The sequence below is a fragment of the Sphingomonas sp. GM_Shp_1 genome (genome assembly GCF_026540895.1).
Lineage (GTDB): Bacteria > Pseudomonadota > Alphaproteobacteria > Sphingomonadales > Sphingomonadaceae > Sphingomonas.
This window is the reverse complement of sequence record NZ_JALNUR010000007.1, coordinates 20,502-44,672: the sequence shown is the minus strand read 5'-3', so window position 1 is coordinate 44,672 and position 24,171 is coordinate 20,502. Positions and strand designations below refer to the sequence as shown.

Genomic DNA, 24,171 nt, shown 5'->3' with positions numbered 1-24,171 from the left:
GGGGGATCAGCCGGCCAGCGCCTCCACCTGTTCGGCCAGTTCCAGCCAGCGCATCTCGGCCGCGTCCTTTTCTTCCCGCGCCTTTTCGATCGCCTTCATCAGCCGGTCGAAGCCCGCCGGGTCCTTCGCATAGAGATCGGCGTCGGCCAGCTTCGCCTCGTCGCGCGCGATCCCGGCTTCCAGCTCCTCGATCCGCTTGGGCAGCAGCTCATAATCGCGCTGGTCCTTGTAGCTGAGCTTGGTCTTCGCTTGCGCCGGGGCGGGGGGCGTCGGGGCGGTCTTGGTTGGGGCCTTCTTCGCTTCGGACGGCTGCTTGCGCTTGGCGACCCAGTCGGCATAGCCGCCCGCCACCACATCGACCGTGCCCGACCCGTCGAGGCCCAGCGTCACCGTGACGGTGCGATCCAGAAAGTCGCGGTCGTGGCTGACTATCAGGACGGTCCCGTCATAATCGCCGATCACCTCCTGCAACAGGTCGAGCGTCTCCAGGTCGAGATCGTTGGTCGGCTCGTCCAGTACCAGCAGGTTGGATTCGCGCGCGAACTCGCGGGCCAGCAACAGGCGCGAGCGCTCGCCGCCCGACAGCGTCCCGATCTTCGCCTCGGCCAGCGAGGGGTCGAACAGGAACTCCTTCAGATAGCCATGGATATGCTTGCGGACGCCGCGCACGTCGATCCAGTCGCCACCATCGGCCAGCACCTCGCGCACCCGCTTCTCCGGGGCCATCAATTTCCGCTGCTGGTCGATGATCACGCCGTCCAGCGTCTTGGCGAGGAAGACACTGCCCTCGTCGGGCTCGATCTCGCCGGTCAGCAGCTTCAGGAGCGTCGTCTTGCCCGCCCCGTTCGCGCCGACCAGGCCGATCCGGTCGCCGCGCGTGACCTTCAGGCTCAGATCCTTGATGATCGTGCGGTCGCCATAGCGCTTGGTGACATGCTCGGCCTTGATGACCTCCTTGGTCTTCACATCGTCCGAGGCGATGCCGAGCTTGGCCGCGCCCTGCGGCCCGATCATCGCGGCGCGGGTGGCGCGCATCTGGTGCAGCTTTTCCAGACGGCCCTGGTTGCGCTTGCGCCGCGCGGTGACGCCGCGGTGGAGCCAATGCTCCTCGATCTTGAGCTTGGCGTCGAGCTTCTCGGCGGCGCGCTGTTCCTCGGCATAGACCTGTTCGGTCCAGGCGTCGAAACCGCCGAAGCCGACCTCGTTGCGCCGCATCTGCCCGCGATCCAGCCAAAGCGTCGACTTGGTCAGCCGGGTCAGGAAGGTGCGGTCATGGCTGATCACCACGAACGCGCCGGTGAAGCGCTTCAGCCAGTCCTCCAGCCACTCGATGGCGGCGAGATCCAGATGGTTGGTCGGCTCGTCGAGCAACAGCACGTCGGGGTTCATGGCGAGCGCCCGCACGATCGCTGCGCGTCGCTTCTCGCCGCCGCTGGCGGTGGAGGCGTCGCGGGTCAGGTCGATGCCGAGTTGTCCGGCGATCGCCTCCGCCTCGTAACTCTCCGGCGCGCCCTCGCCCGACAGGGCATAGTCCATCAGGGTGGCGCATCCGGTCAGGTCGGGATCCTGCTCCAGATAGACGACATGCGTGCCCGGCACGATCATCCGCCGCCCCTCGTCGGAATCGATGATCCCGGCGATCAGCTTGAGCAGGGTCGATTTGCCCGCCCCGTTGCGCCCGATCAGCGCCAGCCGGTCGCGCGGACCGATATGGATGTCGAGATGCCGGAAGAGCCAGCCCGAGCCTTGTACGAGGCCCAGGTCTTCATAGGAAAGAACGGGTGCTGCCATGATGATATGGCAGTTAGGGGCGGATGCGGAACCCGGCAAGCGGTCCATGCGCTGTCGGGGGCCTGCATGATCCATTCAGAGGCTGTTCAACGGTTGACCGCTATGCCAATTTCATGTCGATGACCGTCCTTCTGGCTCTGCTTGCCGCACCGATGGGTTCGCCGCCGATGATCGAGCCTCCGATGGGAATGGCCCCCGATCAGCGTCGCGGCGACCAGATGCGTGCGTTCCAGGCGCGCAAGGAAGGCAATCTGTCACTGCGGGAAATCGAACAGCGCGTCGTGCCCACCATGCGCGATTCGCAATATATCGGTTTCGACTATGATGCGGGGGCACAGATTTACACGCTGAAGTTCCTGCGCAATGGGACGGTCATCTGGGTGGAAGTGGATGGCCGCACCGGCAAGATCATCGGGCGGACCGACGGCTGATCGCCGCCGCTTTCGTCGAAGGGGAATAGGAGTTTTGCGATGCGCGTTCTGATCGTCGAGGACGAGCCCAATCTCGGCCAGCAGTTGAAGGCCACGCTGGAGGGCGCGGGCTATGCCATCGACCTCGCCACCGACGGCGAGGAGGGGCATTTCCTAGGCTCGACCGAAAGCTATGACGCGATCGTCCTCGACCTCGGCCTGCCCGAGATCGACGGGCTGACCGTGCTCGACCGCTGGCGGAAAGAGGGCAAGACCACGCCCGTCCTGGTCCTGACCGCGCGCGACAGCTGGTCGGACAAGGTGGCGGGGCTGGACGCGGGCGCGGACGATTATGTCGCCAAGCCCTTCCAGACCGAGGAACTGATCGCCCGCCTGCGCGCGCTGATCCGGCGCGCCAGCGGCAACGCCTCGTCCGAGCTGACCGCCGGTGACGTTCGCCTCGACACCCGTTCGGGCAAGGTCACGCGGGCGGGCGAGCCGGTGAAGCTGACCGCGCAGGAATATAAGCTGCTCAGCTATCTGCTCCATCACAAGGGCAAGGTGGTCAGCCGTACCGAGTTGATCGAGCATATCTACGACCAAGATTTCGACCGCGATTCGAACACGATCGAGGTGTTCGTGACGCGCATCCGCAAGAAGCTGGGCCAGGATGTGATCACCACCATCCGGGGCCTGGGCTATAGCCTGGACGATCCGGCGGCTGGCGCTGCGACGGAACCGGCGGCCTGATACGGATAACGTCGTGAAGGACGGTCAGACCACGCGCCCGACGCTGCGCACGGGGTCGCTGTCGCGTCGCATGATCCTGATCGCCGCGGGGTGGATCATGGTCCTGCTGGCGGGCGGCGGCTTCGCGTTGGACCGGGTGCTGGTGTCGGCGGTGACCCAGAATTTCGACGACCGCCAGGCCTATGTGCTGAAATCGCTGCTGGTGTCCGCCGGAATCGATTCGCAGGGCGAGGTCTGGTTCAACCGGGAGCCCGCCGATCAGGGGTTTCTGGAGCCCGGCTCCGGCATCTACTGGCAGGTGTCCGGCAAGGGCTATGATCCCTTCCCGTCGCGGTCGCTGTGGGACCGGCGGCTCGCTTATGGCCCGGCGCGCAACGACGATGACATCCACGTCTATACCAGCACCCAGTTCCCGGAAGAAAAGCTGCGCATCGTCGAACGCGACGTCAAGCTGCCCGGATCGGATGTCCGCTGGCGCTTTCAGGTCGCACAGCGAACGACCGAACTGGACGCGCAGGTCGGGGCGCTGCGCCGCATCCTGATCCGCAGCTTCGCGTTGCTGGGCGTCGGCCTGCTCCTGATGGCGGCGATGCAGACATTCTACGGCCTCTACCCCTTGCGCCGGGTGCGTGAGGAGATCGCGGCGATGCGCGCCGGACGGGCGAACCGCATTTCCGACGCCATGCCCAACGAAGTCGCGCCCATGGTCGAGGAGTTGAACGCGCTCATCGAGCATAACGAGAAACAGGCCGAGGAGGCGCGGCGCCATGCGGGCAACCTCGCCCATGCGCTGAAGACCCCGCTGACCGTCATCATGAACGCCGCGACGGCGCGCGCCGACGACCTGTCGGAGACCGTCATCCGCGAGGCGCGGACGATGCGGCGGCAGGTCGACCATCATCTCGCCCGCGCCCGCGCGGTCGGGCGGCGCGGATCGGCACACAGCCGGGCGGAGGTCTGGCCCAGCCTGGAATCGGTCGAGCGCGCGGTGGGCCGCCTCTATCGCCATGTCCGCATCGATATCGACGGCCCCAAGGATCTGGCGGTCCATGTCGAGCGGCAGGATCTGGACGAGATGCTGGGCAATCTGGTCGAGAACGCGGCCAAATATGGCGGCGGCAGCGTCTTCGTGACGGTCGGTGCGCAGGCCGGGTTCGTCGAAATCCTGGTCGAGGACGACGGCACCGGCATCCCGGAGAGCGAACGGGTGCGCATCTTCGATCGCGGCGTGCGGCTCGACACCGGCAAGCCGGGCACCGGCCTGGGCCTCGCCATCGTGCGCGACGTGGCGGAGATTTACGGCGGGACTGTCTCGCTGGAGGAGAGCGAGGATCTGGGCGGACTGCTGGTGCGGCTCCGGCTTCCAGCGGCGGTGGGGTAGGGTTTTCCGGCTTGCTGGTTCACGCGAAGCCGCGATGACGCGAAGAATATTTTTGTTCGCGCGGAGGCGCGGAGGCGCGGAGGGGGCGTGTCGAGCGGTAAGATCAATACTTCCTTCCAAACCGATGAGGATGAAGGGGTGGCGGTGCCACTGGATACGACACCTCCGCGTTCTCCGCGCCTCCGCGCGAACCAACCTTTTTCTCTTCACTTCGCGTCATCGCGGCTTCGCGCGAAATTCCAATATCAGGCCGCGACCGTCTCCAGCGCATCCATCGCCCGCGCCGCGATCCCGATAGAGTGCTTGCGCGCCTCATGGTCGAAGATCGCACTCACCACCATCACCTCATCGACCTTGGTCCGCTCGACAAAGGCGGCGAGTTGGCGTTCCACCGTTTGTGGCGAGCCGATCGCCGAGCAGGACAGGACGGACCCGAGGATCGCCGAACCCTGCACGCCCAGGCTTTCGCGATAGCCGGGGACGGGCGGGGGCAGCTTGCCGGGGCGGCCGGTACGCAGCGCGACGAAGGCCTGCTGCTGCGAACTCGCCAGCAATTCCGCCTCTTCGTCGGTATCGGCGGCGAAGACGTTGAAACCCGCCATCGCATAGGGCTTGTCGAGCACCGCCGAGGGGCGGAAGTCGCGGCGATAGATGGCCAGCGCGTCGTCCAGCGCATCGGGCGCGAAGTGCGAGGCGAAGGCATAGGGCAGCCCCAGCGCGGCGGCGAGTTGCGCGCCGTACAGACTCGACCCCAGGATCCACATTTGCGGGCGGGCGCCCGCGCCCGGCGTCGCGACGATGCCGGTCTGGCCGTCATCGGCGAAATAGCTTTGCAACTCCATCACGTCGCGCGGGAAGGCGTTGGGATCGCTGTCGAGCGTCCGGCGCATCGCGCGCGCGACGCGCTGGTCCGATCCCGGCGCGCGGCCCAGCCCCAGGTCGATCCGGCCCGGAAACAGCGCGTCCAGCGTCCCGAACTGCTCGGCGATGGTCAGCGGCGCATGGTTGGGCAGCATGATGCCGCCCGCGCCGATGCGGATGGTCTTCGTTGCGTGCCCGACATGCGCTAGCACCACGGCGGTCGCGGCCGACGCGATGCCCGCCATGCCATGATGCTCGGCGGTCCAATAGCGGTGGAAGCCGACCGCCTCGGCATGGGCCGCGAGGTCGGCGGCGTTGGCCAGCGCCTGCGCCACGGTGCCGCCCTCGATGACGGGCACCAGATCGAGCAAGGAATAACGTGTCATTCCGGCAAGATGGGGATGGCGAACCCTCCCCGCCAGCCAAGACCGCGTATCAGAAGGTCAAGCCATACTTCATCGCCAGCCCCCGTTCGGGCGGCAGCGCGGCGATATGGCCGGGGTCGCGCCGCCAGAAGAGATGCGTCGACCATTGCCCCGCGCCCAGCGGCACCGCATGCCGCGCCTCGACCAGCAGCTCGCGCCCCGTCGGCGACAGCGACAGGCGGCTGGTGGTCCAGCCGTCGACCTGTCCCCCGGCATAGTCCCAATGCGACGGCAATCGCAGGTTCAGCCCGCCCGCCGTCACCCGCAAGGGCTGGGACAAGCGAAGGTCGATCCGGTCGCCGCCGAACAGCCCGCGCTTGCCCGCCTCGACCGACCAGGACCGGCTGGCGAGCATCCCGCCGCCCAGTCCGCCCTCCGCACGGGTCCAGCCGCTGCGCCAGCGGGTGGCGAGCGTCCAGCCGCCCTCGTCGCTCCACCGCGCGGCGGCGTCGGCGAACCAGCTGGTCGCATGGGCCTGTCCCAGTGCGCCACCGAACCAGCCGCCCAGCACGGTCAAGCGCTCCGCCAGCCGGGTCATGCCCAGCATCATCGCGACCGGACCGACAGGGCGGTCAAGCGACAGGCTCGTCTGGTCGTAACCGGGCGGGACCATGCCCGGCGCGGGGGCGGCGAAGCGGCCATTCTCCGCCGCCATGCTGACGCCCCATGCGCCCAATCGGCGGTGCAGCGCCGCCGATGCACGCGGCGCCCGGTCGATACCGAAGCCGGGATCGGTCAGCAGAAAGGCCGCGCCCGTCTGTCCGGTCCAGCCCGCGATCAGCGCCTCGCCGCTGCTGGCGAAGCCGAATCCGATCATGGTGCGCGGGCCGAGCGTCTGAGTCACGCTGCCCGCGACGATCCGGCGCACCGGCCCGGTCGCGTCGGCGGGGACGATGGCGCGCAATCGGGCTTCGCCGGGCATCGTGATCGCGCTGGTCATGGCGATCGACCGGTTGCCGTCGCTGACCGCCGCGCCCTCGATCCGGCCGAGCAGGGCGGGGGCGAGCATCGCGCGCGGGCTGGCCTGTGCGACGGTGGCGGACAGGTCGACCCGATAGGCGCGGGCATAGCCGTCCAGCGCGACGAGGTTCAGCCCCTGCACCCGCGCATCGCCCATGGCGGGGGACAGGCGCGCATTGACGCTCATCGAGACGGCGGCGGTGCCGCCCGCCACGCTCATCCCGCCGACCGGCTGGAAGGCGGCGGTCAGGTCCAGCGTGCCGCGACCATAAATGCCGTCGGTCCCGCTGCCCCCCGCCTCGCGCGCGGTGCGGAGCAGCAGGTCGGCGATCTGCGCGCCGGTCAGGTTGGGAAAGGCCTGCGCCAGCAGGGCGGCCGCCCCGGTGATCTGCGGCGCGGCGAAGGAGGTGCCCGACCAGAGCAGCCGCGTGCCGGTCGCGTCCGGTGCCTCCACCCGCTCGCCCAGCGCGGTCAGGTAATGCGCCGCTGATTGTCCGGCGCGGTTGCTGAAAGCGGAGATGGTGCCGCTCTGTCCCACCGACCCGGCGACGATGATCTGTCCGCGCGCCACCGCCGCGTTGTTGGCGATCTGCGCGAGCAGGGTGGGGTCCGACTCGCCGTCATTCCCGGCGGCGATGACGATCACCATCCCGGCGGCGGTCGCCCGGTTGATCGCCGCGAGCAGCGCCGAGGGCGGCGTATCGTTGGAGCCCAGCGAGATGTTGACCACCCGCGCCCCCGCCGTCCGCGCGACGTCCAGCCCGCGCGCGATCGAGGTGGAGGAGAAGGAGCATTTGCCGCCCAGCCCGCCATCGGTGCCGGCGCTCGTCCCGCAACTGCCCGGTTCGTCGGCGCGCAGCACCAGGATGGTGGAATCGAACGCCACCCCCTGTGCCCGGTCGCCGCCGCGTCCCCCGGCGGCGGTGAAGGTGACGGCGGTGCCATGCCCGTCCTCGTCGCCGGTCCCGCGCGTTCCCGCCAGATCGGTCGAAGCGGTGGCGACACGCCCCGCGAACAATCCTGAGCGCGTATCCAGCCCCGAATCGATCACGCCCAGCGTCACCCCCGCGCCGGTCGCGCCACGCTGATAGGCGGCCAGCGCGTTCATCGACACTGCGCCTTTGGTCGCCCGGTAGCCCGCCGTGTCGTAATTCTGCGTCGGGGCGGGAGTGGGTGTCGTACTGGGGGTCGTGGTCGGAGTTGGGGTCGGAGTCGGGGTTGGCGTGACGGTCGGCGGCGGCGGGGTCGATTGCACGCCGCCACCGCCGCCACAGGCCGACAGCATCGCCCCCATGGCACAGGCCATCCCTCCCATCGCCACGCCGCGCGCCGCACCGATCCTCGACATGATGCCCCTTCGCTTTGCGCCCTTGGCTTATTTCCGTGGTCATAAAGCGGGTTGGGTCCGGCGCGAAGGAGAAGTTTGCGTGTCGATGGCAGAATGATCGTCGTCGTTCGCCACCCACGGCTTGCGACCCCGCGGCCTCGCGCCTAAACGCTGGCCGATGCTGCCAGCCCTTGCCCATATCGACGCTTGGATCTTCGATCTGGACAATACGCTCTATCCGGCGAGCGCCAATCTGTTCGAGCATATCGACCGGCGGATGACCGCATTCGTCGGCGACCTGCTGGGGCTGGAGCCTGCCGAGGCGTTTCGCGTGCAGAAGGACTATTTCCACGCGCATGGCACCACGCTGGCCGGGCTGATGGCCGAGCATGACGTCGATCCCGCCGCCTTCCTGGCCTATGTCCACGATATCGAGATGGACGTGCTGGAAGCGGACGCGCCGCTCGCCGCCGCGATCGCCAAGCTGCCGGGGCGCAAGCTGGTCTTCACCAATGGCGACAAGCCCTATGCGCTGAAGGTGCTCGACCGGCTGGGGCTGGGCGGCCATTTCGAGGCGGTGCACGATATCACCGCCATGGGCCTGGTGCCCAAGCCGCAGCCGTCGGCCTATGCGGGCCTGTGCGCGGCGTTCGACATCGACCCGACCCGCGCCATCTTCTTCGAGGACATGGCGCGCAACCTGATCCCCGCCAAGGCGATCGGGATGACGACCGTGTGGGTCGATAACGGCTCCGAACAGGGGCCGGAGGCCGCCCGCGACCATATCGATTACACCGTCCACGCGCTGACGCCGTGGCTGACCAGCATATTGGAGGAATGACCATGAGCCAGGACCTGGCCGCCACCATCGACGCCGCCTGGGAAAACCGGGCCGAACTGGGTTTTGCGACGCAGGGCGAGGCGCGCATCGCCGTCGACCGCGCATTGGCGCTGCTCGACCGGGGCGAGGCGCGCGTGGCCGAGCCCGACGGAAATGGCGGCTGGACCGTCAACCAGTGGTTGAAGAAGGCGGTGCTGCTGTCGTTCCGCCTGAACGACAATGTCCTGATCGACAATGGTCCGGGCGCGGGCCACTGGTTCGACAAGGTGCCGTCGAAGTTCAGCGGCTGGTCGGAAGCCGACTTCCGCGCCGCCGGTTTCCGCGCGGTGCCGGGCTCGGTCGTGCGGCGCGGCGCACATGTCGCCAAGGGCGCGATCCTGATGCCGAGCTTCGTCAATATCGGCGCCTATGTCGGTGAAGGCACGATGGTCGACACCTGGGCGACGGTGGGCAGCTGTGCCCAGATCGGCAAGAACGTCCACCTGTCGGGCGGCGCGGGCATCGGCGGCGTGCTGGAGCCGCTCCAGGCCGGGCCCGTCATCATCGAGGACGGCGCGTTCATCGGCGCGCGCGCCGAAGTCGCCGAGGGCGTCCGCGTCGGCGAGGGCGCGGTGCTGTCCATGGGTGTCTATCTCGGCGCCTCGACCAAGATCATCGACCGCGAGACGGGCGAGGTCTTCCGGGGCCATGTGCCGCCTTATTCGGTGGTGGTGCCCGGCACGACCCCTTCGGTCGGCGGTAAGCCGGGGCTGTATTGCGCGGTGATCGTCAAGCGGGTGGACGCGCAGACGCGGTCGAAGACCAGCATCAACGACCTGTTGCGGGATTGACCTCTACGACGCCGTTCCGGTTTCGGCCGGACCGACGTTTTTGGTTCGCGCGAAGACGCGAAGTCGCGAAGAAGAATATGTTTGCGCGGAGGGCGCAGAGACGTATCGCCCGCGGCCACTGGTTCATTTCCACCACCGGCCTGTGGAACAGTATGGAGGCTGCCGCAGAGTACGACCTCTCCGCGCTCTCCGCGTGCAAAATCTCTTCTTCCTCGCGGCTTCGTCGCGCCGCCTGAACCTTGGCACGCCCCTCCCGCCTGCGGGAGGGGCTGACCGTTTGTGGTTAGGGTTTCCCTATAACCCCACCCGCTTCGCCAGCCACCGCGCGGCGGCCTCCGGGCTTTCCTTCGCCGCGTCGTCGCGATCGACCCGGTAGTTCGCCTCCCGCATCGCCTCGACGGGAATGCGGTTCAGCATCGGGCGGAGCGCCTCCACGAATCCCGCATCCCCCGCCCGGTCCTTCGCCACCAGCAGCACCGCGTCATAGCCCGGAATCGCCCGTTTCGGATCGCTCAGCACCGTCAGCCGATCCGCCGCGATCCGCCCGTCCGAGGAAAAGGCCGAGATCACATCCGCCCGCCCGCTCGAAAGCGCGCGGTACATGAAGGTCGGGCTATACGGCGTCATGCTCGCGAACCGGAGGCCATAGGCATCGCGCACCGCCGCCCATTCGGGGCGATCGAGAAACTCCAGGTCGCTGCCCAGCTTCAGACCCGGCGCCACCCTCGCCAGATCGGCCAGCGACCGCACGCCCAGCCGCTGCGCCGAGGGGGCCTTCATCGCGAAGGCATAGGCATTCTCGAACCCCAGCGGCCCCAGCATCGCCACGTCGCGCGTTGCCGCCCAATCCTTGAGCGTATCCAGCATCACCCCGCGCGAAGGCGAATCATGCCGGTGCATCGCGGTGGTCCACAGCGTTCCGGCATAATCGACATAGACATCGACCCGGCCCCCCGCCGTCGCCTCGAACGCCACCGCCGAGCCCAGCCCGTCGCGATAGCTGACCGAATAGCCCGCCCGCGTCAGCCGGTCGCCGATCAACCGCGCCAGGATATATTGCTCGGAAAAATTCTTCGCCCCGATCACCACCTGACGTCGCGGCTCGCCCCCGCGCGGCCAGAGCGGCTGGGTCGTCAGCGCGCAACCCAGCACCAGCGCGACCAGCCCACCGATCCACAGGGCCTTCCGCCGCGTCGCCAGTCCGCGCTCGATCAGCCCGATCAGCGCATCGACCGCCAACGCCAGGGCGGCGGCGGCGAAACATCCCGCCAGGACCAGCGCCCAGGCCTGGGTCTGGAGCCCGGCGAAGATCATGTCGCCGAGCGACGGCTGCCCCACCGTGGTCGACAGCGTCGCCGCACCGATCGTCCACACCGCCGCCGTCCTGATCCCCGCCGCCAGGATCGGCGCGACCAATGGGGCCTCGACCAGCCGCAGCTTCTGCCCGCGCGTCATCCCCACCGCATCGGCGGCCTGCAACACCGCCGGGTCCAGGCCGAGCAGCCCCGTCACCCCGTTGCGCAGGATCGGCAGCAGCGCATAGAGGGTCAGCGCCAGCAGCGAGGGCAGGAAGCCCAGGGCCGGTATCCCGCCGCCGACCAGTCCCGAAAGGCTGAGCAACACCGGATAGAAGAGCGCGAGCAGCGCCAGCGCCGGAATGGTCTGGACCAGGCTCGCGCATCCCAGCGCGATCCGTGACAGGCCCGGCCGCCGCGCACAGGCGAAGGCCAGCGGCACGGCGATCAGGATCCCCAGCAGCAGCGCCGCCATGCTGACCAGCACATGCTGCGCGAGCAGCGGCGGCACGCGGGTGAGCGCGTCGGAAAAGGCGCTCATCGGGCCAGCGCCGCCAGCCGCTCGGCCTGATGCCGGGGAACCGCCATCAGGGCCTGCGCGGCCTCGCCGCCTTCCCCCGCGACCAGTTGCGCCGGGCTGGCATCGGCGACGATCTGTCCCCGCTCCATCACCAGCACCCGGTCCGCGGTCAGCAGCGCCTCCGCCATGTCATGGGTGACGAGCACGGTCGTCAGTCCCAATCGCCGGTGAAGCGCCACCAGCCGCCCGGCCACCGCGTCGCGCGTCACCGGATCGAGCGCGCCCAGCGCTTCGTCGAGCAGCAGGATCGGCGGCTCGGTCGCCAGTGCGCGGGCGATGGCGACCCGCTGGCGCTGGCCGCCGGACAGTGCGTCGGGCATCCGATCGGCCAGATCGCGGGGCAGTTCGACCAGATCGAGCACCTCGCCCACCCGGTCGCCGACCGCGCGCCCGGCCAGCCGCAGTCCGATCGCGACATTGGCCGCCACCGTCATATGCGGGAACAGGCCATGTTGTTGAAAGACATAGCCGATCCGGCGACGCCATGCGTGCGGCGGCTCGGCGGTGACGTCGCGGCCGTCGACGCGTACCCGGCCGCTGTCGGGCGTCTCCAGCCGGTTGATCGTGCGGAGCAGCGTCGACTTGCCCGAGCCCGATGCGCCGACCAGCGCGACGAACGATCCCCGCGCGATGGACAGCGATACGCCGTCGACCGCCGCGACCGTGCCATAGCGGCGGGACAGATTCTCCAGCGCGATCATCGGTTCGGGCATGGCGGGCGATCATGGGGATGCAACATGAATCGGTCAAACGCCGCAGTCGGTCTTTCCGCCGCAAGCGCCGACGCTTTCGGACTATTCGTGCGCCACGCGGCGCGGTAAGACGTGTAAAACATGTTCAACGCCCAAATGTGCGTCAGGAGAGTTATGAGCCAGATCGACCAGCAGACCGCCAGCCATGTCCTCGACCGTGTCCTCGTCCTCGAAATGGTGCGCGTGACCGAGGCGGCGGCGATCGCGGCCTCTACCCTGGTCGGTCGCGGTGACGAAAAGGCCGCCGATGCCGCCGCCGTCGAGGCGATGCGCGCCGCGCTCAACGAACTCGACATGGACGGCACGGTCGTCATCGGCGAGGGCGAGCGCGACGAGGCGCCGATGCTGTTCATCGGCGAGAAGGTCGGCACCGGCCATGGCCCCGAGATCGACATCGCGCTCGACCCGCTGGAGGGGACGACTATCTGCGCCAAGGCGGGACCCAACAGCCTGGCGGTGCTGGCGATCGCGGAGAAGGGGCATCTGCTCAATGCCCCCGACGTCTATATGGACAAGATCGCGGTCGGGCCCGGCTATCCGGCGGGCGTGATCGATCTGGACCGCAGCCCCAGCGACAATATCCGCGCCATCGCCGAGGCCAAGGGCGTGAAGCCGGGCGACATCACGGTGTGCGTGCTCGACCGGCCGCGGCATGAGGGGCTGATCGCCGAGCTGCGGTCGCTGGGGTGCGGCGTGGTGCTGATCGGTGACGGCGACGTGGCGGGGGTGATCGCGACCACCGATCCGGAGACGACGATCGACGTCTATATGGGATCGGGCGGCGCGCCCGAGGGCGTGCTGGCCTGCGCCGCGCTGCGTTGCGTCGGCGGGCAGTTCAAGGGGCGGCTGTTGTTCCGCAACGACGCCGAGCGGTCGCGCGCGTACAAATGGGGCGTGACCGACCTCGACAAGCAATATGACCTGACCGAATTGGCGCGCGGCGACTGCATCTTCGCGGCGACCGGGGTGACCGATGGCTCGCTGCTGGCGGGCGTGAAGCGGCATGCCAAGATCATGACGACCGAAAGCGTGGTGATGCGCGCCTCTTCGGGCACGGTCCGCTGGGTGAAGGGGCAGCATCGCCTGTGACGGCGGGGCAGGGTGCCGTGAGTTCGACCCGGACCAAGCCTCTCCCCTTCAGGGGAGGGGTTGGGGTGGGGCCCCGCCATTTGCCGGATGCTCGCGGATCGGCCGCATGTCCCGGGCTTTAGCCGCCGCCCTCCTGCTCGCCGCGCTGGCGGGGGTGTGGTGGTTCCAGAAAGGCGATCTGGGCGAATATCGGCGGTTCAAGGCGCTCGACGACAGCCATTCGCGGCGGATGCGGTTCCGGTTGTGGCTGGCGCGGGCGGCGCTGGCCTTTCTGGTGCCGGTGCCGGTCGGTCTGGTGCTGCTCGGGCGGATCGATGCGCTGGCGGTGATGCCGGACGAATTCGTCGGGCTGGCGGGGGCTATGCCGCCGATCTTCGACGGCGAAGCGATGCGCCCGATGCTGATCGGCGGCGCGGTCGGCGGACTGGTGGCGGGTGCGGTGCTGGCGCGGATGCGCAAGCGGCGGCCGCTGGGCGATGTCTCCGCGCTGTTGCCGCGCGACCGGCGCGAGTTGAAATATACCGCAGCGCTCAGCGTCATGGCGGGGGTGAGCGAGGAGGCCTTCTTCCGCCTGTACCTGCCGCTGCTGGTCGCGCTGGTGACGGGGCAGGCATGGATCGGGTTCGCCGCGTCGCTGGCGCTGTTCGGGGCGATGCACCGCTATCAGGGCTGGATGGGGGTACTCGCCACCACCGCGCTGGGGGCGGTGATGACCGGGCTCTACCTGATGACCGGCAGCCTGTGGGTGGTGATGCTGGTCCATGCGTTGGTGGACCTGAACGGGCTGGTGGTGACGCCGTTATTGGGTGGGACGTTACGCAAAAATCCTCCCCGGTAACGGGGAGGGGGACCAGCCGCAGGCTGGTGCAGGGGCATCGCCGCAAAGGCTGTCCTATGTGGAAGCCCCCCTCCGTCAGGGCTTCGCCCTGCCACCTCCCCGTGCCGGATCGTCAGTTCTTCAGCCGCCAGCCGGTGCGGAAGATCCAGCCGATCCACGCCAGACACGCCAGCAGGAACAGCCCCGTCACCCCCAGGCTGACCCCCGGCGTCACGTCCGACGTGCCGAAGAAGGTCCAGCGGAAGCCGTTGATCAGATACACCACCGGGTTGAACAGCGTCACCGTCTGCCACGGTTCGGGCAGGATCGTCACCGAATAAAAGGCGCCGCCCAGGAAAGTGAGGGGGGTGACGATCAGCAGCGGAATGACCTGCAACTGCTCGAACCCGCGCGCCCAGATGCCGATCGCGAAGCCGAACAGCGAAAAGGTGACCGCCACCAGCAACAGGTAGAAGAGCATCGCCACCGGATGCAGGATGCTGAGGTCCACGAACAGATGGGCGGTGGCCAGGATCACCAGCCCGATCACCATCGATTTGCTCGCCGCCGCGCCGACATAGCCCAGCACGGTCTCGATGGGAGAAAGCGGCGCGGACAATATCTCGTACATGGTGCCGGTGAATTTGGGCATGTAGATGCCCAGACTCGCGTTCAGGATGCTCTCCGAGAAGATCGACAGCAGCATCAGGCCCGGCACGATGAACGCGCCGTACGGCACGCCGGAGACCTGGTTCATCGCCGATCCGATCGCGGTGCCGAACACCACGAAATAGAGCGTCGTGGTGATGACCGGCACCATCAGGCTGGTCCACACCGTCCGCCGGAAGCGCGCCATTTCGAAGCGATAGATCGACCAGATGCCATGCAGGTTCATGCGCGCGTTCCCTCGACCAGATCGACGAAGATATCCTCCAGCGAGGATTTATAGGTTTCCAGATCGTTGAACCCGATCCCCAACTCGCCCAGCCTGCGCAACAGCGAGGGGATGCCGGTATGCTCGGCACGGGCATCGAAGATGTAGCGCAGCCTTTTGCCCTCATCCTCCAGCGTCAGGTTCCATTCGACCAGTTCCGCCGGGAGCGCCGTCATCGGCTCGGCGAGGGTCAGCACCATTTCGCGCTTGCCGAGCTTCTTCATCATCTCGGCCTTTTCCTCGACCAGGAGGAGTTGGCCCTTGGCGATCACGCCCACCCGGTCGGCCATCTCCTCGGCCTCCTCGATATAATGGGTGGTCAGGATGATGGTGACGCCGCGTTCCCGCAGCCGGTGGACCAGCTTCCACATGTCGCGGCGAAGCTCGACATCGACGCCCGCGGTGGGCTCGTCGAGGAAGAGCAGGTCGGGTTCGTGGGATAGCGCCTTGGCGATCAGTACCCGGCGCTTCATGCCGCCGGACAGCTCCATCAGCTTGGCATGGCGCTTGTCCCAGAGCGACAGGTCACGCAGCACCTGTTCGATATAGGCCGGGTTGGGTGCGCGGCCGAACAGGCCCCGGCTGAAATTGACCGTGTCGATGACCCGCTCGAACATGTCGACCGACAGTTCCTGCGGCACCAGCCCGATCTTCCGCCGTGCACTCTTATAATCGCGCAGGGCATCATGGCCATCGACCCGGATCGCGCCCGCCGACGGGGTCACGATCCCGCAGACGATCGAGATGAGCGTCGTCTTGCCCGCCCCATTGGGACCGAGCAGCGCGAAAATCTCACCGCGCCGGATGGTCAGGTCGACCGGCTGGAGCGCGGTGACCCCGCTCTTATAGGTCTTGGTCACGCCCTCGACGGACAGGATCGGGTCGGTCATGCGGCAGTTCCCCGTTGGAATAGCGCCGCCTTATCAAGCGTTTCGTGCGGCGGCGATGGCCTTTTGCAACTCTTCGACCGGCAACGCGCCCGACAGGATGCGATTGCCGACGATCCAGCTCGGCGTGCCGGTCAGACCCAGCCGCCCGGCGGCTTCCAGATTGCGTGCGATCTCGGCATCCGCCTGGGGCTGGAAGGCTGCCATCCGGCTCGCATCGACCCCGGCCTTGGCGGCGGCGGCGGCGATGGTCGCGTCGCTGACCGGCCCGCCCGCATAAAGGGCATCGTGGAAGGCGGCGAACTTGCCCTGCGACGCGGCGAGCAGGCTCATCCGCGCCGCCGCCTTGCTCGACGGGGCCAGGATCGGCAGCTCGCGATAGACAATGCGTAAGTTGGGATCGGCCTGGACCAATTCCTTGAGCAGCGGCAGGCTGGCCCGGCAATAGCCGCAATTATAGTCGTAGAATTCGACCAGCGTGACATCGCCGCGTGGGTTGCCGGTATAGGCATTGCCGAACGGCTTGGTCAGGTCTCCGCCGATCGCCGCCACCGCCTTGCCCTGTTCGCGGTCTTGAAGCCGCTGCATCGCCTCCGGGATCACGTCCGGGTGATCGAGCAGATAGGCACGCACGCCGTCGCCCGACGCGCCGCCGGGGGCGAAGAGCGGCGCCAGCGCCAGGACGGTCCCGCCGCCGACCAGACCACCCATGACCGCGACGGCGGCCAAAGTCTTCACCCCCATCAGCGGCGCTTCTTCTTGGAACTGGCGGCGGCGTCGGCAGAGGTCATGGCGATATCCTGCGCCCGAATCCATTCGGACGTGTTGGGGGTGAGATTGGCGAGCGCATAGCGCGCGCTCTGGATGGCGGTGCGGGTGTCGCCCATCATGCTCGCCCGCTCGGCGGTGGCGAGCGCGGCGCGCGGCGTGTCGCCCAGTTGCTCATAGGCGGTGCCGAGCTGGACCCAGGCAAAGGGATTGTCCTCGTCGCGCTGGACCGCGACCTTCAGCACCTTCACCGCCTCGGGCAGATTGCGCTTGTCCTCGGTCGCGATCAGCGCATGGCCGAAGGTGGTGGCGATCAGCGCGTTCTGGCCCGATCCCATGGTCGCGGCGCGCAACGGAGCCAGCGCCTCCTGCGGCTTGCCCGCCTCCAGCAGGATCTGGCCCTGGATCTCCTGGAAATAGGGATCGTTCGGATCCTTGGCGATCAGCGCATTCGCCTCGGCATCGGCTTTGTCGGGATAGGCGGCCTTATGATAGGCATAGGCGCGCGCGTAATGCGCATAGACCGACTGGTCGGTGTCGGGGAATTTCTGGAGCGTCGTCTCGGGCGGCGAGATATAGCCGAACAGCTTGGCCTTCACACGCAGGAAGCGTTCCTGCAATTTGGGATCGACCGGCGTGTTCCAGGCGGGCGAGGCCTGAAGATCACTGGTCAGCGCCTGGATACGGGTGGACGACAGCGGGTGAGTCTGGGCGAACGGATCGATGTTGACGTAGCCATAGCGGTATTGCTGGTTCTGCAACTTCTTGAAGAAGCTAAGCATCCCCTTGCCGGTCACGCCCGATGTGGTGAGGTAGCGCGCACCCGCCGCGTCCGCCGCCGATTCCTGGTTGCGGCTGAACGCCAGGACCTGGCCCATCGCGGCCTGCTGCCCCGCCGCGAGCACGCCCATGCCCGCCGCACCGCCGCCCATCGCAATGGTGGCCAGGCCCAGCACCATCGACAGAAGCTGCATCTTCATTGCGGGCTTCATCGCCTGTTCGCTCAGGATCACATGGCCGTCGGCGATATGGCCCAGCTCGTGCGCGACGACGCCCTGCACCTCGTTCACATTGTCCGCCGCCTGGAGCAGCCCCGAATGGACATAGACGATCTGCCCGCCCGCCACGAAGGCGTTGATCGAATCGTCGTTGATCAGGACGATCTTCACGTCGCGCGGGGAAAGGCCGGCGGCCTTGATCATCGGCGCTGACATGTCCGCGAACAGCGATTCGGTCTCGGCATCGCGAAGGATCGACTGCGCGGCGGCGGGTTGCGCCCAGAGCAGGATCGTGGCGGCGAAGGCGGCGATCAGTCGCTTCATGCTTCCTCTATCGGCGGGTCGGTGTCGGGACACAACCGGCTTTGCAGCCTGGGATGCGATGGACCGGCCTTGCCATTGGCTGGCTGAACGCGCGGCGAACGAAAGGGTGGCGGGGCGAAGGCGGGGCTTCCTTTCAACAAAGGAACGTACCCCGGCCCTCGCCGGGGTGGTCGAGTGTTTGTGGGCGGTCCGCCCGCCCCATCCTATGGCCAATCGACCTTCATGCCACGCCTTCTTCCCTCTCCCCTCGATGAGGGGCGAGGGAAAAGAGTGCATATCTCAATGTCGATCCGGCCTAACGGAAAACGCCCTCCTTCCGCTGGGGAAGGAGGGCGTTTCGTGTTGATCAAGGAGCGATCAGGCGCCGAAGGTGCGCTGCCACCAGCCGCGACGCGGGGCCTCGCTCGTGGTCGCGTCGGACTCGGTCGACTCCGCTGCCAGGGCAGGTTCGGCCTCGACCGGAGCGGCTTCCTCGGTCACCGGCTCGGCGGGGACCTTGGGCGCGGGCTTCTTGCGGACGCGCTTGGGCTTGGCCGGAGCTTCCGCCTCGGCTTCGACCACCGGCGCGGGTTCTTCCGCGACCGGCTCGGCCGCTGCCTTGGGAGCGGCCTTCTTGCGGACGCGCTTGGGCTTGGCGGGGGCTTCCGGCGCGGCTTCGACCACCGGCGCGGCGTCCTCGGCCACCGGCGTTTCCACGGGCGCTTCCACCGGCGTCTCGACCGTCTCGGTCGCCACCGGCGCGGCCTTGCGAGCGCGCGGGCGGCGGCGGGTCTTGGGAGCCTCGCTCGCCTCGACCTCGGCCACGACCAGCGGGGTCGTCACCGGGGCGGCATCGCCCGCCTCGATCGGCTCCTCGATGGACAGCGGCGCTTCGGCGACGTCGTCCTCGCCGGCGGTCTCGGTCGAAGCCTCACCGGCTTCCACCGCGCCACCGTCCTGGCGGCGACCACCGCGACGACCGCGACGGCCACGGCGACGGCGGCCACCTTCGCGGGGTTCGCCCGTCTCGGCTTCGGCTTCGTTCGCCTCGACCGGCTCGACGGTGTCTTCCTCGCCTTCGTCCGTCTCGTCGAGTTCGGCGTCGTCGGCGCTTTCGGCCTCGTCGCCATGCCCGGCGTCCTCGGCCCCGCCACGGTTGCGACGGCCACGACGGCGGCGACGGCGCTTGCGGCCACCGCCTTCGCCCTCTTCGCGCGGCTCGCGAGGCGCGGCGGCTTCGGTCGTGGCCTCTTCGACCTCTTCCTCGTCCTCTTCTTCCTCGATCTCGTCGACCAGATCGTCCTCATCCTCCTCGACCGGGAGCAGCGAGTCGATCTTCGGCGCATAGGCGGGCGGTGGGCCGGAGGCCTCGACCGTCATGCGCGCACCCTCTTCCTCGCGGTCGGGAATGATCTCGACGGTCACGCCGTAACGATCCTCGATCTCGGCGATGTCGGCGCGCTTGCGGTTCAGCACATAGACGGCCGCTTCCTGGCTGGCACGCAGCGTCAGGATCGAGCCGCGACCGCGCGCGGCCTCGTCCTCGATCAGGCGCAGCGCCGACAGACCCGCCGACGAAGCGGTGCGGACCAGACCGGTGCCCTCGCAATGCGGGCAGGGGCGGGTCGAGGCTTCGAGAACGCCGGTGCGCAGGCGCTGGCGGCTCATCTCCATCAGCCCGAAGGACGAGATGCGGCCGACCTGGATGCGGGCGCGATCGTTCTTCAACGCCTCCTTCATCGCCTTCTCGACCTTTCGGACATTGGAGTTGTTGTCCATGTCGATGAAGTCGATGACGACCAAGCCCGCCATGTCGCGCAGACGAAGCTGGCGCGCGATTTCCTGCGCGGCTTCCAGGTTGGTCGCGGTCGCGGTCTGCTCGATATTATGCTCGCGGGTCGAACGCCCGGAGTTGATGTCGATCGACACCAGCGCCTCGGTCGGGTTGATGACCAGATAGCCGCCCGACTTCAGCTGGACGACCGGATTGTACATCGCGGCGAGCTGGTCCTCGACATGCGCGCGCTGGAAGAGCGGCACGGCGTCGGCATATTGCTTCACCCGGCGGGCATGCGTCGGCATCAGCAGGCGCATGAATTCCTTCGCCTGGCGATAGCCTTCCTCGCCCTCGACGATCACTTCCTCGATCTCGCGATTATAGATGTCGCGGATCGCGCGCTTGATCAGGTCGCTGTCGCCATAGATCAGCGCCGGCGCCGAGGAGTGCAGCGTCTTTTCGCGAATGCCGTCCCACAGTCGAGCCAAGTAATCGAAGTCGCGCTTGATCTCGGTCTTGGTGCGCTGAAGTCCGGCGGTGCGGACGATGCAGCCCATAGTCGAGGGCAGCGCCATGTCCGCCATGATCGACTTCAGTCGCTTGCGATCGGCGGCGTTCGAGATCTTCCGGCTGATGCCGCCGCCATGGCTGGTGTTGGGCATCAGCACGCAGTAACGGCCCGCCAGCGACAGATAGGTGGTCAGCGCCGCGCCCTTGTTGCCGCGCTCTTCCTTGACGATCTGGACCAGCAGCACCTGGCGGCGATGGATGACGTCCTGGATCTTGTAGCGGCGGCGCAGATTCTGGCGACGCTGGCGCAGCGCCTCGACCTGGTCGTCGTTGACGGTCGACTTCTTGGGGCGCGGGGCGCCTTCGCCATCCTCGTCGTCGTGATGGTCGTCGGCGTGATCGTCATGATCGTCGCCGTCATGATCCTCGTCATCCTCGGCGTCGAGTTCGGCGCGCAGCGCAGCCTCTTCCGCCGCATGCTCGGCCTCTTCGCGCAGCAGGGCTTCGCGATCTTCCTTCGGGATCTGGTAATAGTCGGGGTGGATTTCCGAAAAGGCCAGGAAGCCGTGACGGTTGCCGCCGTAATCGACGAACGCCGCCTGGAGCGACGGTTCGACCCGGGTCACCTTGGCGAGGTAGATATTGCCCTTGAGCTGCTTGCGCTCGGCCGATTCGAAGTCGAATTCCTCGATCCGGTTACCCTTGACGACGGCCACCCGGGTCTCTTCCCGGTGGCGTGCGTCGATCAGCATACGCGTGGTCATTATGAAGTCTCCACGCGCGCGTCGGGCCCTGTGGCAGCCGTCGCGCGCGGTAAATAAGGTGGGCGGCGGCGCGGGGCGCCGGTCCGCTGGAAAAAACGGAATGCGTGTCGGCCGCAGCCGCAGCACCGGCAACGGGGCCGGTGCGGACCCACGACACCGCGATCCCACCGGCAAAGGCCGGTCGGTCAGCGGGGTGGATCATATGCGTCATGCGAGCGTCAACCTGGGTTGGCCCGGGCGCGAATCGGATCGCCGTCCCGGTCCTTTTAGAGATGGCCCCGTCCCGATCGTTTGGGAGAGGTGATCGAGGCCGGGGTCCGCCGGATAGCTAGCATCATCGGAACGTTTGCGCAACAGGCGGAAATCTGCCGTTTCCGCGGCGGGAAAATGCCGAATTGCCGGTTAACCATTGGCGGAAAGGCCTGCGTCAGCGATGGCGCGTTATCCCCAATGGTCGATCCCAGGATCGCCAAAAGGGGTTTGAGGTGATGGCTTTTCGCTGGACCGGCGGCGGGCGGACGCCGCATCATGTCCGCGTCGTGTTGATGATGTTCGCTTTTCTGTTCGGGTTGTTCGCGCCCGTCGGTGCCTTTGCCGCCACCGTGCAAAAGGTCGTGGTGAAGGGCGCGCAACTGATCATCCGGTTCGATTCGCCGGTCAAACACGCGCGCAGCGTCATGTTGAACGAACCGCGCCGGGTGGCGATCGACGTGACCGGGGCCTCGCCGGGCGCGCTGTCGGTCCATGAGGGTGCGGTGCGCGGGCTGACCCAGACGCGGGTGAAGCCCGGCGTCACCCGCCTGACCTTCACCCTGGCGCAGGACGCCGCGATCTTCGACGGGGGTTTCGACGAAGAGGCGCGGCAATTGTCGCTGACCCTCAAGCCGTTGAACAAGGGCTTCACCCAGGCGAGCTTCGCGGGCGGGCTCGATTTCTTCCCGTTCCATTTCCAGCGCAAGCCCGGCTATACCCTGACCGTCCCGGTGCCGAGCCCGTCGCGCAACCTGCCCCTGCCGCGCGTGCGGGGCGCGGACAACCGCCCGCTGGTGGTGATCGATGCGGGCCATGGCGGGGTCGATCCCGGCGCGATCAACCCGCAGACCGGTCTGCGCGAAAAGGACGTGACGCTCGCCATCGCCAAGGCGATTCGCGACACGCTGGTCGCCAGCGGGCGCGTGCGCGCCGCGCTGACCCGCGAGGACGACCGCTATATCCTCCACCGCGAGCGTTACGGCATCGCGCGGCGGCTGCACGCGGACCTGTTCATCTCGATCCACTGCGACAGCGCGGGCGCGGGCGAAGCGCGCGGGGCGACCGCCTATACCCTGTCCGACGTCGCCTCCGACAAGGAAGCCGCGCGGCTGGCGGCGCGCGAGAACAAGGCGGACGTGATCGCGGGCGTCGACCTGGGCGGCAACAGCGACGTCTCCTCGATCCTGATCGACCTGACCCAGCGCGAGACGATGAACGCCTCGGCCAGCTTCGCCCGCCTGCTGGGCCGCGAGGCGCAGCCGCTGATCCCGGTCAAGCCGACCTTCCACCGCATGGCCTCGCTGATGGTGCTGAAGGCCCCCGACATGCCGTCGATCCTGTTCGAGACGGGCTATATCTCCAACATGCAGGACGCGGCGTTCCTCGACAGCAAGGATGGACAGGACCGGATCGCCAAGGCGGTGTTGCAGGCGGTGGAGGTGCACTTCGCGCGGCGGATGGCGGCGCGGTAGGGGGCGACCTTTCCCGTTTGTGCGTCTCCATGTGGTGATTTCGAGAAGATGCAATCGGGAACGGATTTCGGGAAAGTCGCGCAGCTATCGGGACGCGACCTGACCTGCAAAGTTCGGTCTTTCCGCTGAACCTTCCCAATTGCGAAGACCACATAGCGGCCCGGGTAAGAGCAGACTTAAGATGAAACAAGATCCCGGACACGCCAGCGGTACCAAATTTGGTCCTGCACCAGATGGATCGTGTCGCCTCGTCCCACGAGGAGCGTCGGTCGTTCCGAAGCCCATGTGCTGCCTGGCGAACGGAGGGGGAGCGGCATCGACCAAGTCGCGAGGACGGGAGCCTGCTCGCCTGAGCCCGTGCCAGGAAGCGAGAGCAAAGCAAGCCGGTCGGGCTCATATCCACCCGCAAGTACGACATGATCGCCGTCCGTTGCGATGGCGACTGACCCTTTGAGATCGTTGCGCCACCAGCGCGCGGGCTCTCCCGGAACAAGGCGGATCAACGGAAAATAGTCGAGTGCTGCCATATACGGGCAGCACCAAGCACCTGTGTCATCGACGTTCAGGGCGTACGGATCGACCACGAAGCCCCCATGTTCCGGCCAGGCGGGAAAGAACAAAGGTTTGCCGTTATCCGAAAAGCAGAGGACGGCGTGAGCGGAGTGCGCAACCTCTTGGCCTGGTACGTGCAAGTCGCCATTTGAGAAGACGCTTTCGTCGTTCCAGCCGACCCAGATGCGATCCTTGTATATCGCAAGATGCTCTACGCCGATGCCTAGTCTGAAGCGATCAAGTACAATCCCTTCGGGTGACAGCACGCGCGCGTTCGGTTCCCGGGAAAGGGAATCGACTACAAGCCAGCGGCCATCAGCAAATCGATCCAGTTTTGGGTAGACCGATCCCAGCGCAAAGATCGGCCCTTCGCGCCATGTGCTGGTAGGAGTAGTCGTCCAGATGCGTGCGCGTCCCGCAGCGGCCAGTTCGCTCAGTCTCGACGGGGGATCGAGCTTCACTTGCGCCCGCCACGCTACGTTGCTCCGCTGATGCTCTCCCGCAAGATCCACGTCCGTTGCGAGAACCGCTAAGGAACCATCCGTAAGAATCGCCTGGTGAACCGGCTGCCATTCGGTTGGCAAATCCGCCAGGCATGACATTGCCGCAGTTGGTGCGGCCGCGCGATCCACCCTACTCATCTGCCAAAGGTCACTTTCTCTGTCCCGAATACCAACGACTCAAAACCTATATCGTCGGGAGTTATATGGCGCCTCGATCCGTTCTTGTTTTAGCGAGAGGCGGTATTTCGGGAAAGAGTCTGCTTTCCAGATCGACCATCATTTTGGGTGCGGCGGTACGCCCGGAATCTTATAGGTAACTCATCTGGCCCCCTTCGCCCGATC

Annotated in this window: 19 protein-coding genes; 8 read left to right on the top strand and 11 right to left on the bottom strand. The window is 67.2% G+C overall.

Going from position 1 to position 24,171, the window contains the following annotated elements:
• Window positions 1–6: 6 nt before the first annotated feature.
• Window positions 7–1,791, bottom strand: a complete 1,785-nt coding sequence (locus tag OXQ33_RS05800; protein WP_267433748.1) for an ATP-binding cassette domain-containing protein — start codon at window positions 1,789–1,791, stop codon at window positions 7–9.
• Between the two features lie 119 nt (window positions 1,792–1,910).
• On the opposite strand from OXQ33_RS05800, the gene OXQ33_RS05795 reads away from it, so the two are divergent.
• The 3 genes from OXQ33_RS05795 (at window position 1,911) to OXQ33_RS05785 (ending at window position 4,332) form a co-directional block, all read left to right on the top strand.
• Window positions 1,911–2,222, top strand: coding sequence for a hypothetical protein (locus OXQ33_RS05795; protein ID WP_346015342.1), 312 nt, complete (start codon window positions 1,911–1,913; stop codon window positions 2,220–2,222).
• Between the two features lie 39 nt (window positions 2,223–2,261).
• Window positions 2,262–2,951 carry a response regulator transcription factor gene (locus OXQ33_RS05790; protein ID WP_267433746.1) on the top strand — a complete coding sequence of 230 codons (690 nt, stop codon included), beginning with the start codon at window positions 2,262–2,264 and terminating at the stop codon, window positions 2,949–2,951.
• 70 nt (window positions 2,952–3,021) lie between these two features.
• Complete coding sequence (locus OXQ33_RS05785) at window positions 3,022–4,332, top strand: HAMP domain-containing sensor histidine kinase (protein ID WP_267433838.1); 1,311 nt, start codon at window positions 3,022–3,024, stop codon at window positions 4,330–4,332.
• Between the two features lie 245 nt (window positions 4,333–4,577).
• On the opposite strand, the gene OXQ33_RS05780 is transcribed toward OXQ33_RS05785, so the two are convergent.
• A complete protein-coding gene (locus OXQ33_RS05780; RefSeq protein ID WP_267433745.1) occupies window positions 4,578–5,579 on the bottom strand; it encodes an LLM class flavin-dependent oxidoreductase in 1,002 nt (333 codons plus the stop codon).
• Between the two features lie 49 nt (window positions 5,580–5,628).
• Window positions 5,629–7,926, bottom strand: coding sequence for a S8 family peptidase (locus tag OXQ33_RS05775; protein WP_267433744.1), 2,298 nt, complete (start codon window positions 7,924–7,926; stop codon window positions 5,629–5,631).
• Between the two features lie 157 nt (window positions 7,927–8,083).
• On the opposite strand from OXQ33_RS05775, the gene OXQ33_RS05770 reads away from it, so the two are divergent.
• Together OXQ33_RS05770 and dapD are read left to right on the top strand one after the other, a co-directional pair.
• The gene (locus tag OXQ33_RS05770; RefSeq protein ID WP_267433743.1) at window positions 8,084–8,746 is read left to right on the top strand and encodes a pyrimidine 5'-nucleotidase; all 663 of its coding nucleotides are present in this window, start codon (window positions 8,084–8,086) and stop codon (window positions 8,744–8,746) included.
• A 2-nt stretch (window positions 8,747–8,748) separates the two neighbouring features.
• A complete protein-coding gene (dapD, locus tag OXQ33_RS05765; protein ID WP_267433742.1) occupies window positions 8,749–9,576 on the top strand; it encodes a 2,3,4,5-tetrahydropyridine-2,6-dicarboxylate N-succinyltransferase in 828 nt (275 codons plus the stop codon).
• A 294-nt stretch (window positions 9,577–9,870) separates the two neighbouring features.
• On the opposite strand, the gene OXQ33_RS05760 is transcribed toward dapD, so the two are convergent.
• On the bottom strand, window positions 9,871–11,412 hold the full coding sequence (locus OXQ33_RS05760) for a glycine betaine ABC transporter substrate-binding protein (protein WP_267433741.1): 1,542 nt from the start codon (window positions 11,410–11,412) through the stop codon (window positions 9,871–9,873).
• Complete coding sequence (locus OXQ33_RS05755) at window positions 11,409–12,164, bottom strand: ATP-binding cassette domain-containing protein (protein WP_267433740.1); 756 nt, start codon at window positions 12,162–12,164, stop codon at window positions 11,409–11,411. Before OXQ33_RS05755 ends, OXQ33_RS05760 begins: the two co-directional genes overlap by 4 nt.
• A gap of 153 nt (window positions 12,165–12,317) precedes the next feature.
• Here OXQ33_RS05755 and glpX point away from each other — a divergent pair, with 153 nt between their 5' ends.
• Window positions 12,318–13,292, top strand: a complete 975-nt coding sequence (glpX, locus tag OXQ33_RS05750) for a class II fructose-bisphosphatase (protein ID WP_267433739.1) — start codon at window positions 12,318–12,320, stop codon at window positions 13,290–13,292.
• A gap of 106 nt (window positions 13,293–13,398) precedes the next feature.
• Window positions 13,399–14,130 carry a CPBP family intramembrane glutamic endopeptidase gene (locus OXQ33_RS05745; RefSeq protein ID WP_267433738.1) on the top strand — a complete coding sequence of 244 codons (732 nt, stop codon included), beginning with the start codon at window positions 13,399–13,401 and terminating at the stop codon, window positions 14,128–14,130.
• 112 nt (window positions 14,131–14,242) lie between these two features.
• On the opposite strand, the gene OXQ33_RS05740 is transcribed toward OXQ33_RS05745, so the two are convergent.
• The 5 genes from OXQ33_RS05740 to OXQ33_RS05720 form a co-directional block, all read right to left on the bottom strand.
• Window positions 14,243–15,004, bottom strand: a complete 762-nt coding sequence (locus OXQ33_RS05740) for an ABC transporter permease (RefSeq protein WP_267433737.1) — start codon at window positions 15,002–15,004, stop codon at window positions 14,243–14,245.
• On the bottom strand, window positions 15,001–15,933 hold the full coding sequence (locus OXQ33_RS05735) for an ABC transporter ATP-binding protein (protein ID WP_267433736.1): 933 nt from the start codon (window positions 15,931–15,933) through the stop codon (window positions 15,001–15,003). Before OXQ33_RS05735 ends, OXQ33_RS05740 begins: the two co-directional genes overlap by 4 nt.
• A gap of 33 nt (window positions 15,934–15,966) precedes the next feature.
• The gene (locus OXQ33_RS05730; protein ID WP_267433735.1) at window positions 15,967–16,674 is read right to left on the bottom strand and encodes a DsbA family protein; all 708 of its coding nucleotides are present in this window, start codon (window positions 16,672–16,674) and stop codon (window positions 15,967–15,969) included.
• On the bottom strand, window positions 16,674–18,020 hold the full coding sequence (locus OXQ33_RS05725) for a M48 family metalloprotease (RefSeq protein WP_267433734.1): 1,347 nt from the start codon (window positions 18,018–18,020) through the stop codon (window positions 16,674–16,676). Before OXQ33_RS05725 ends, OXQ33_RS05730 begins: the two co-directional genes overlap by 1 nt.
• 357 nt (window positions 18,021–18,377) lie before the next feature.
• Entirely contained in the window at window positions 18,378–21,050 is a 2,673-nt protein-coding gene (locus OXQ33_RS05720; protein ID WP_267433733.1) for a ribonuclease E/G, read from the bottom strand.
• A 488-nt stretch (window positions 21,051–21,538) separates the two neighbouring features.
• Between OXQ33_RS05720 and OXQ33_RS05715 the strand changes: the two genes are divergently transcribed.
• Window positions 21,539–22,774, top strand: coding sequence for an N-acetylmuramoyl-L-alanine amidase (locus OXQ33_RS05715; RefSeq protein WP_267433732.1), 1,236 nt, complete (start codon window positions 21,539–21,541; stop codon window positions 22,772–22,774).
• A gap of 176 nt (window positions 22,775–22,950) precedes the next feature.
• Here the strand turns inward: OXQ33_RS05715 and OXQ33_RS05710 are convergent, their stop codons facing one another.
• A complete protein-coding gene (locus tag OXQ33_RS05710) occupies window positions 22,951–23,958 on the bottom strand; it encodes a hypothetical protein (RefSeq protein ID WP_267433731.1) in 1,008 nt (335 codons plus the stop codon).
• Window positions 23,959–24,171: the final 213 nt, after the last annotated feature.

Bases quoted from the DNA above. Each gene is read 5' to 3' on its own strand.
- OXQ33_RS05775 (WP_267433744.1), bottom strand. From the start codon at position 7,926: ATGTCGAGGATCGGTGCGGCGCGCGGCGTGGCGATGGGAGGGATGGCC.
- OXQ33_RS05745 (WP_267433738.1), top strand. From the start codon at position 13,399: ATGTCCCGGGCTTTAGCCGCCGCCCTCCTGCTCGCCGCGCTGGCGGGG.
- OXQ33_RS05795 (WP_346015342.1), top strand. From the start codon at position 1,911: ATGACCGTCCTTCTGGCTCTGCTTGCCGCACCGATGGGTTCGCCGCCG.
- OXQ33_RS05725 (WP_267433734.1), bottom strand. From the start codon at position 18,020: ATGAAGCGACTGATCGCCGCCTTCGCCGCCACGATCCTGCTCTGGGCG.
- OXQ33_RS05770 (WP_267433743.1), top strand. From the start codon at position 8,084: ATGCTGCCAGCCCTTGCCCATATCGACGCTTGGATCTTCGATCTGGAC.
- OXQ33_RS05785 (WP_267433838.1), top strand. From the start codon at position 3,022: ATGATCCTGATCGCCGCGGGGTGGATCATGGTCCTGCTGGCGGGCGGC.
- OXQ33_RS05730 (WP_267433735.1), bottom strand. From the start codon at position 16,674: ATGGGGGTGAAGACTTTGGCCGCCGTCGCGGTCATGGGTGGTCTGGTC.
- glpX (WP_267433739.1), top strand. From the start codon at position 12,318: ATGAGCCAGATCGACCAGCAGACCGCCAGCCATGTCCTCGACCGTGTC.
- OXQ33_RS05735 (WP_267433736.1), bottom strand. From the start codon at position 15,933: ATGACCGACCCGATCCTGTCCGTCGAGGGCGTGACCAAGACCTATAAG.
- OXQ33_RS05800 (WP_267433748.1), bottom strand. From the start codon at position 1,791: ATGGCAGCACCCGTTCTTTCCTATGAAGACCTGGGCCTCGTACAAGGC.
- OXQ33_RS05720 (WP_267433733.1), bottom strand. From the start codon at position 21,050: ATGACCACGCGTATGCTGATCGACGCACGCCACCGGGAAGAGACCCGG.
- OXQ33_RS05740 (WP_267433737.1), bottom strand. From the start codon at position 15,004: ATGAACCTGCATGGCATCTGGTCGATCTATCGCTTCGAAATGGCGCGC.
- OXQ33_RS05760 (WP_267433741.1), bottom strand. From the start codon at position 11,412: ATGAGCGCCTTTTCCGACGCGCTCACCCGCGTGCCGCCGCTGCTCGCG.
- OXQ33_RS05790 (WP_267433746.1), top strand. From the start codon at position 2,262: ATGCGCGTTCTGATCGTCGAGGACGAGCCCAATCTCGGCCAGCAGTTG.
- dapD (WP_267433742.1), top strand. From the start codon at position 8,749: ATGAGCCAGGACCTGGCCGCCACCATCGACGCCGCCTGGGAAAACCGG.
- OXQ33_RS05780 (WP_267433745.1), bottom strand. From the start codon at position 5,579: ATGACACGTTATTCCTTGCTCGATCTGGTGCCCGTCATCGAGGGCGGC.
- OXQ33_RS05755 (WP_267433740.1), bottom strand. From the start codon at position 12,164: ATGCCCGAACCGATGATCGCGCTGGAGAATCTGTCCCGCCGCTATGGC.
- OXQ33_RS05715 (WP_267433732.1), top strand. From the start codon at position 21,539: ATGGCTTTTCGCTGGACCGGCGGCGGGCGGACGCCGCATCATGTCCGC.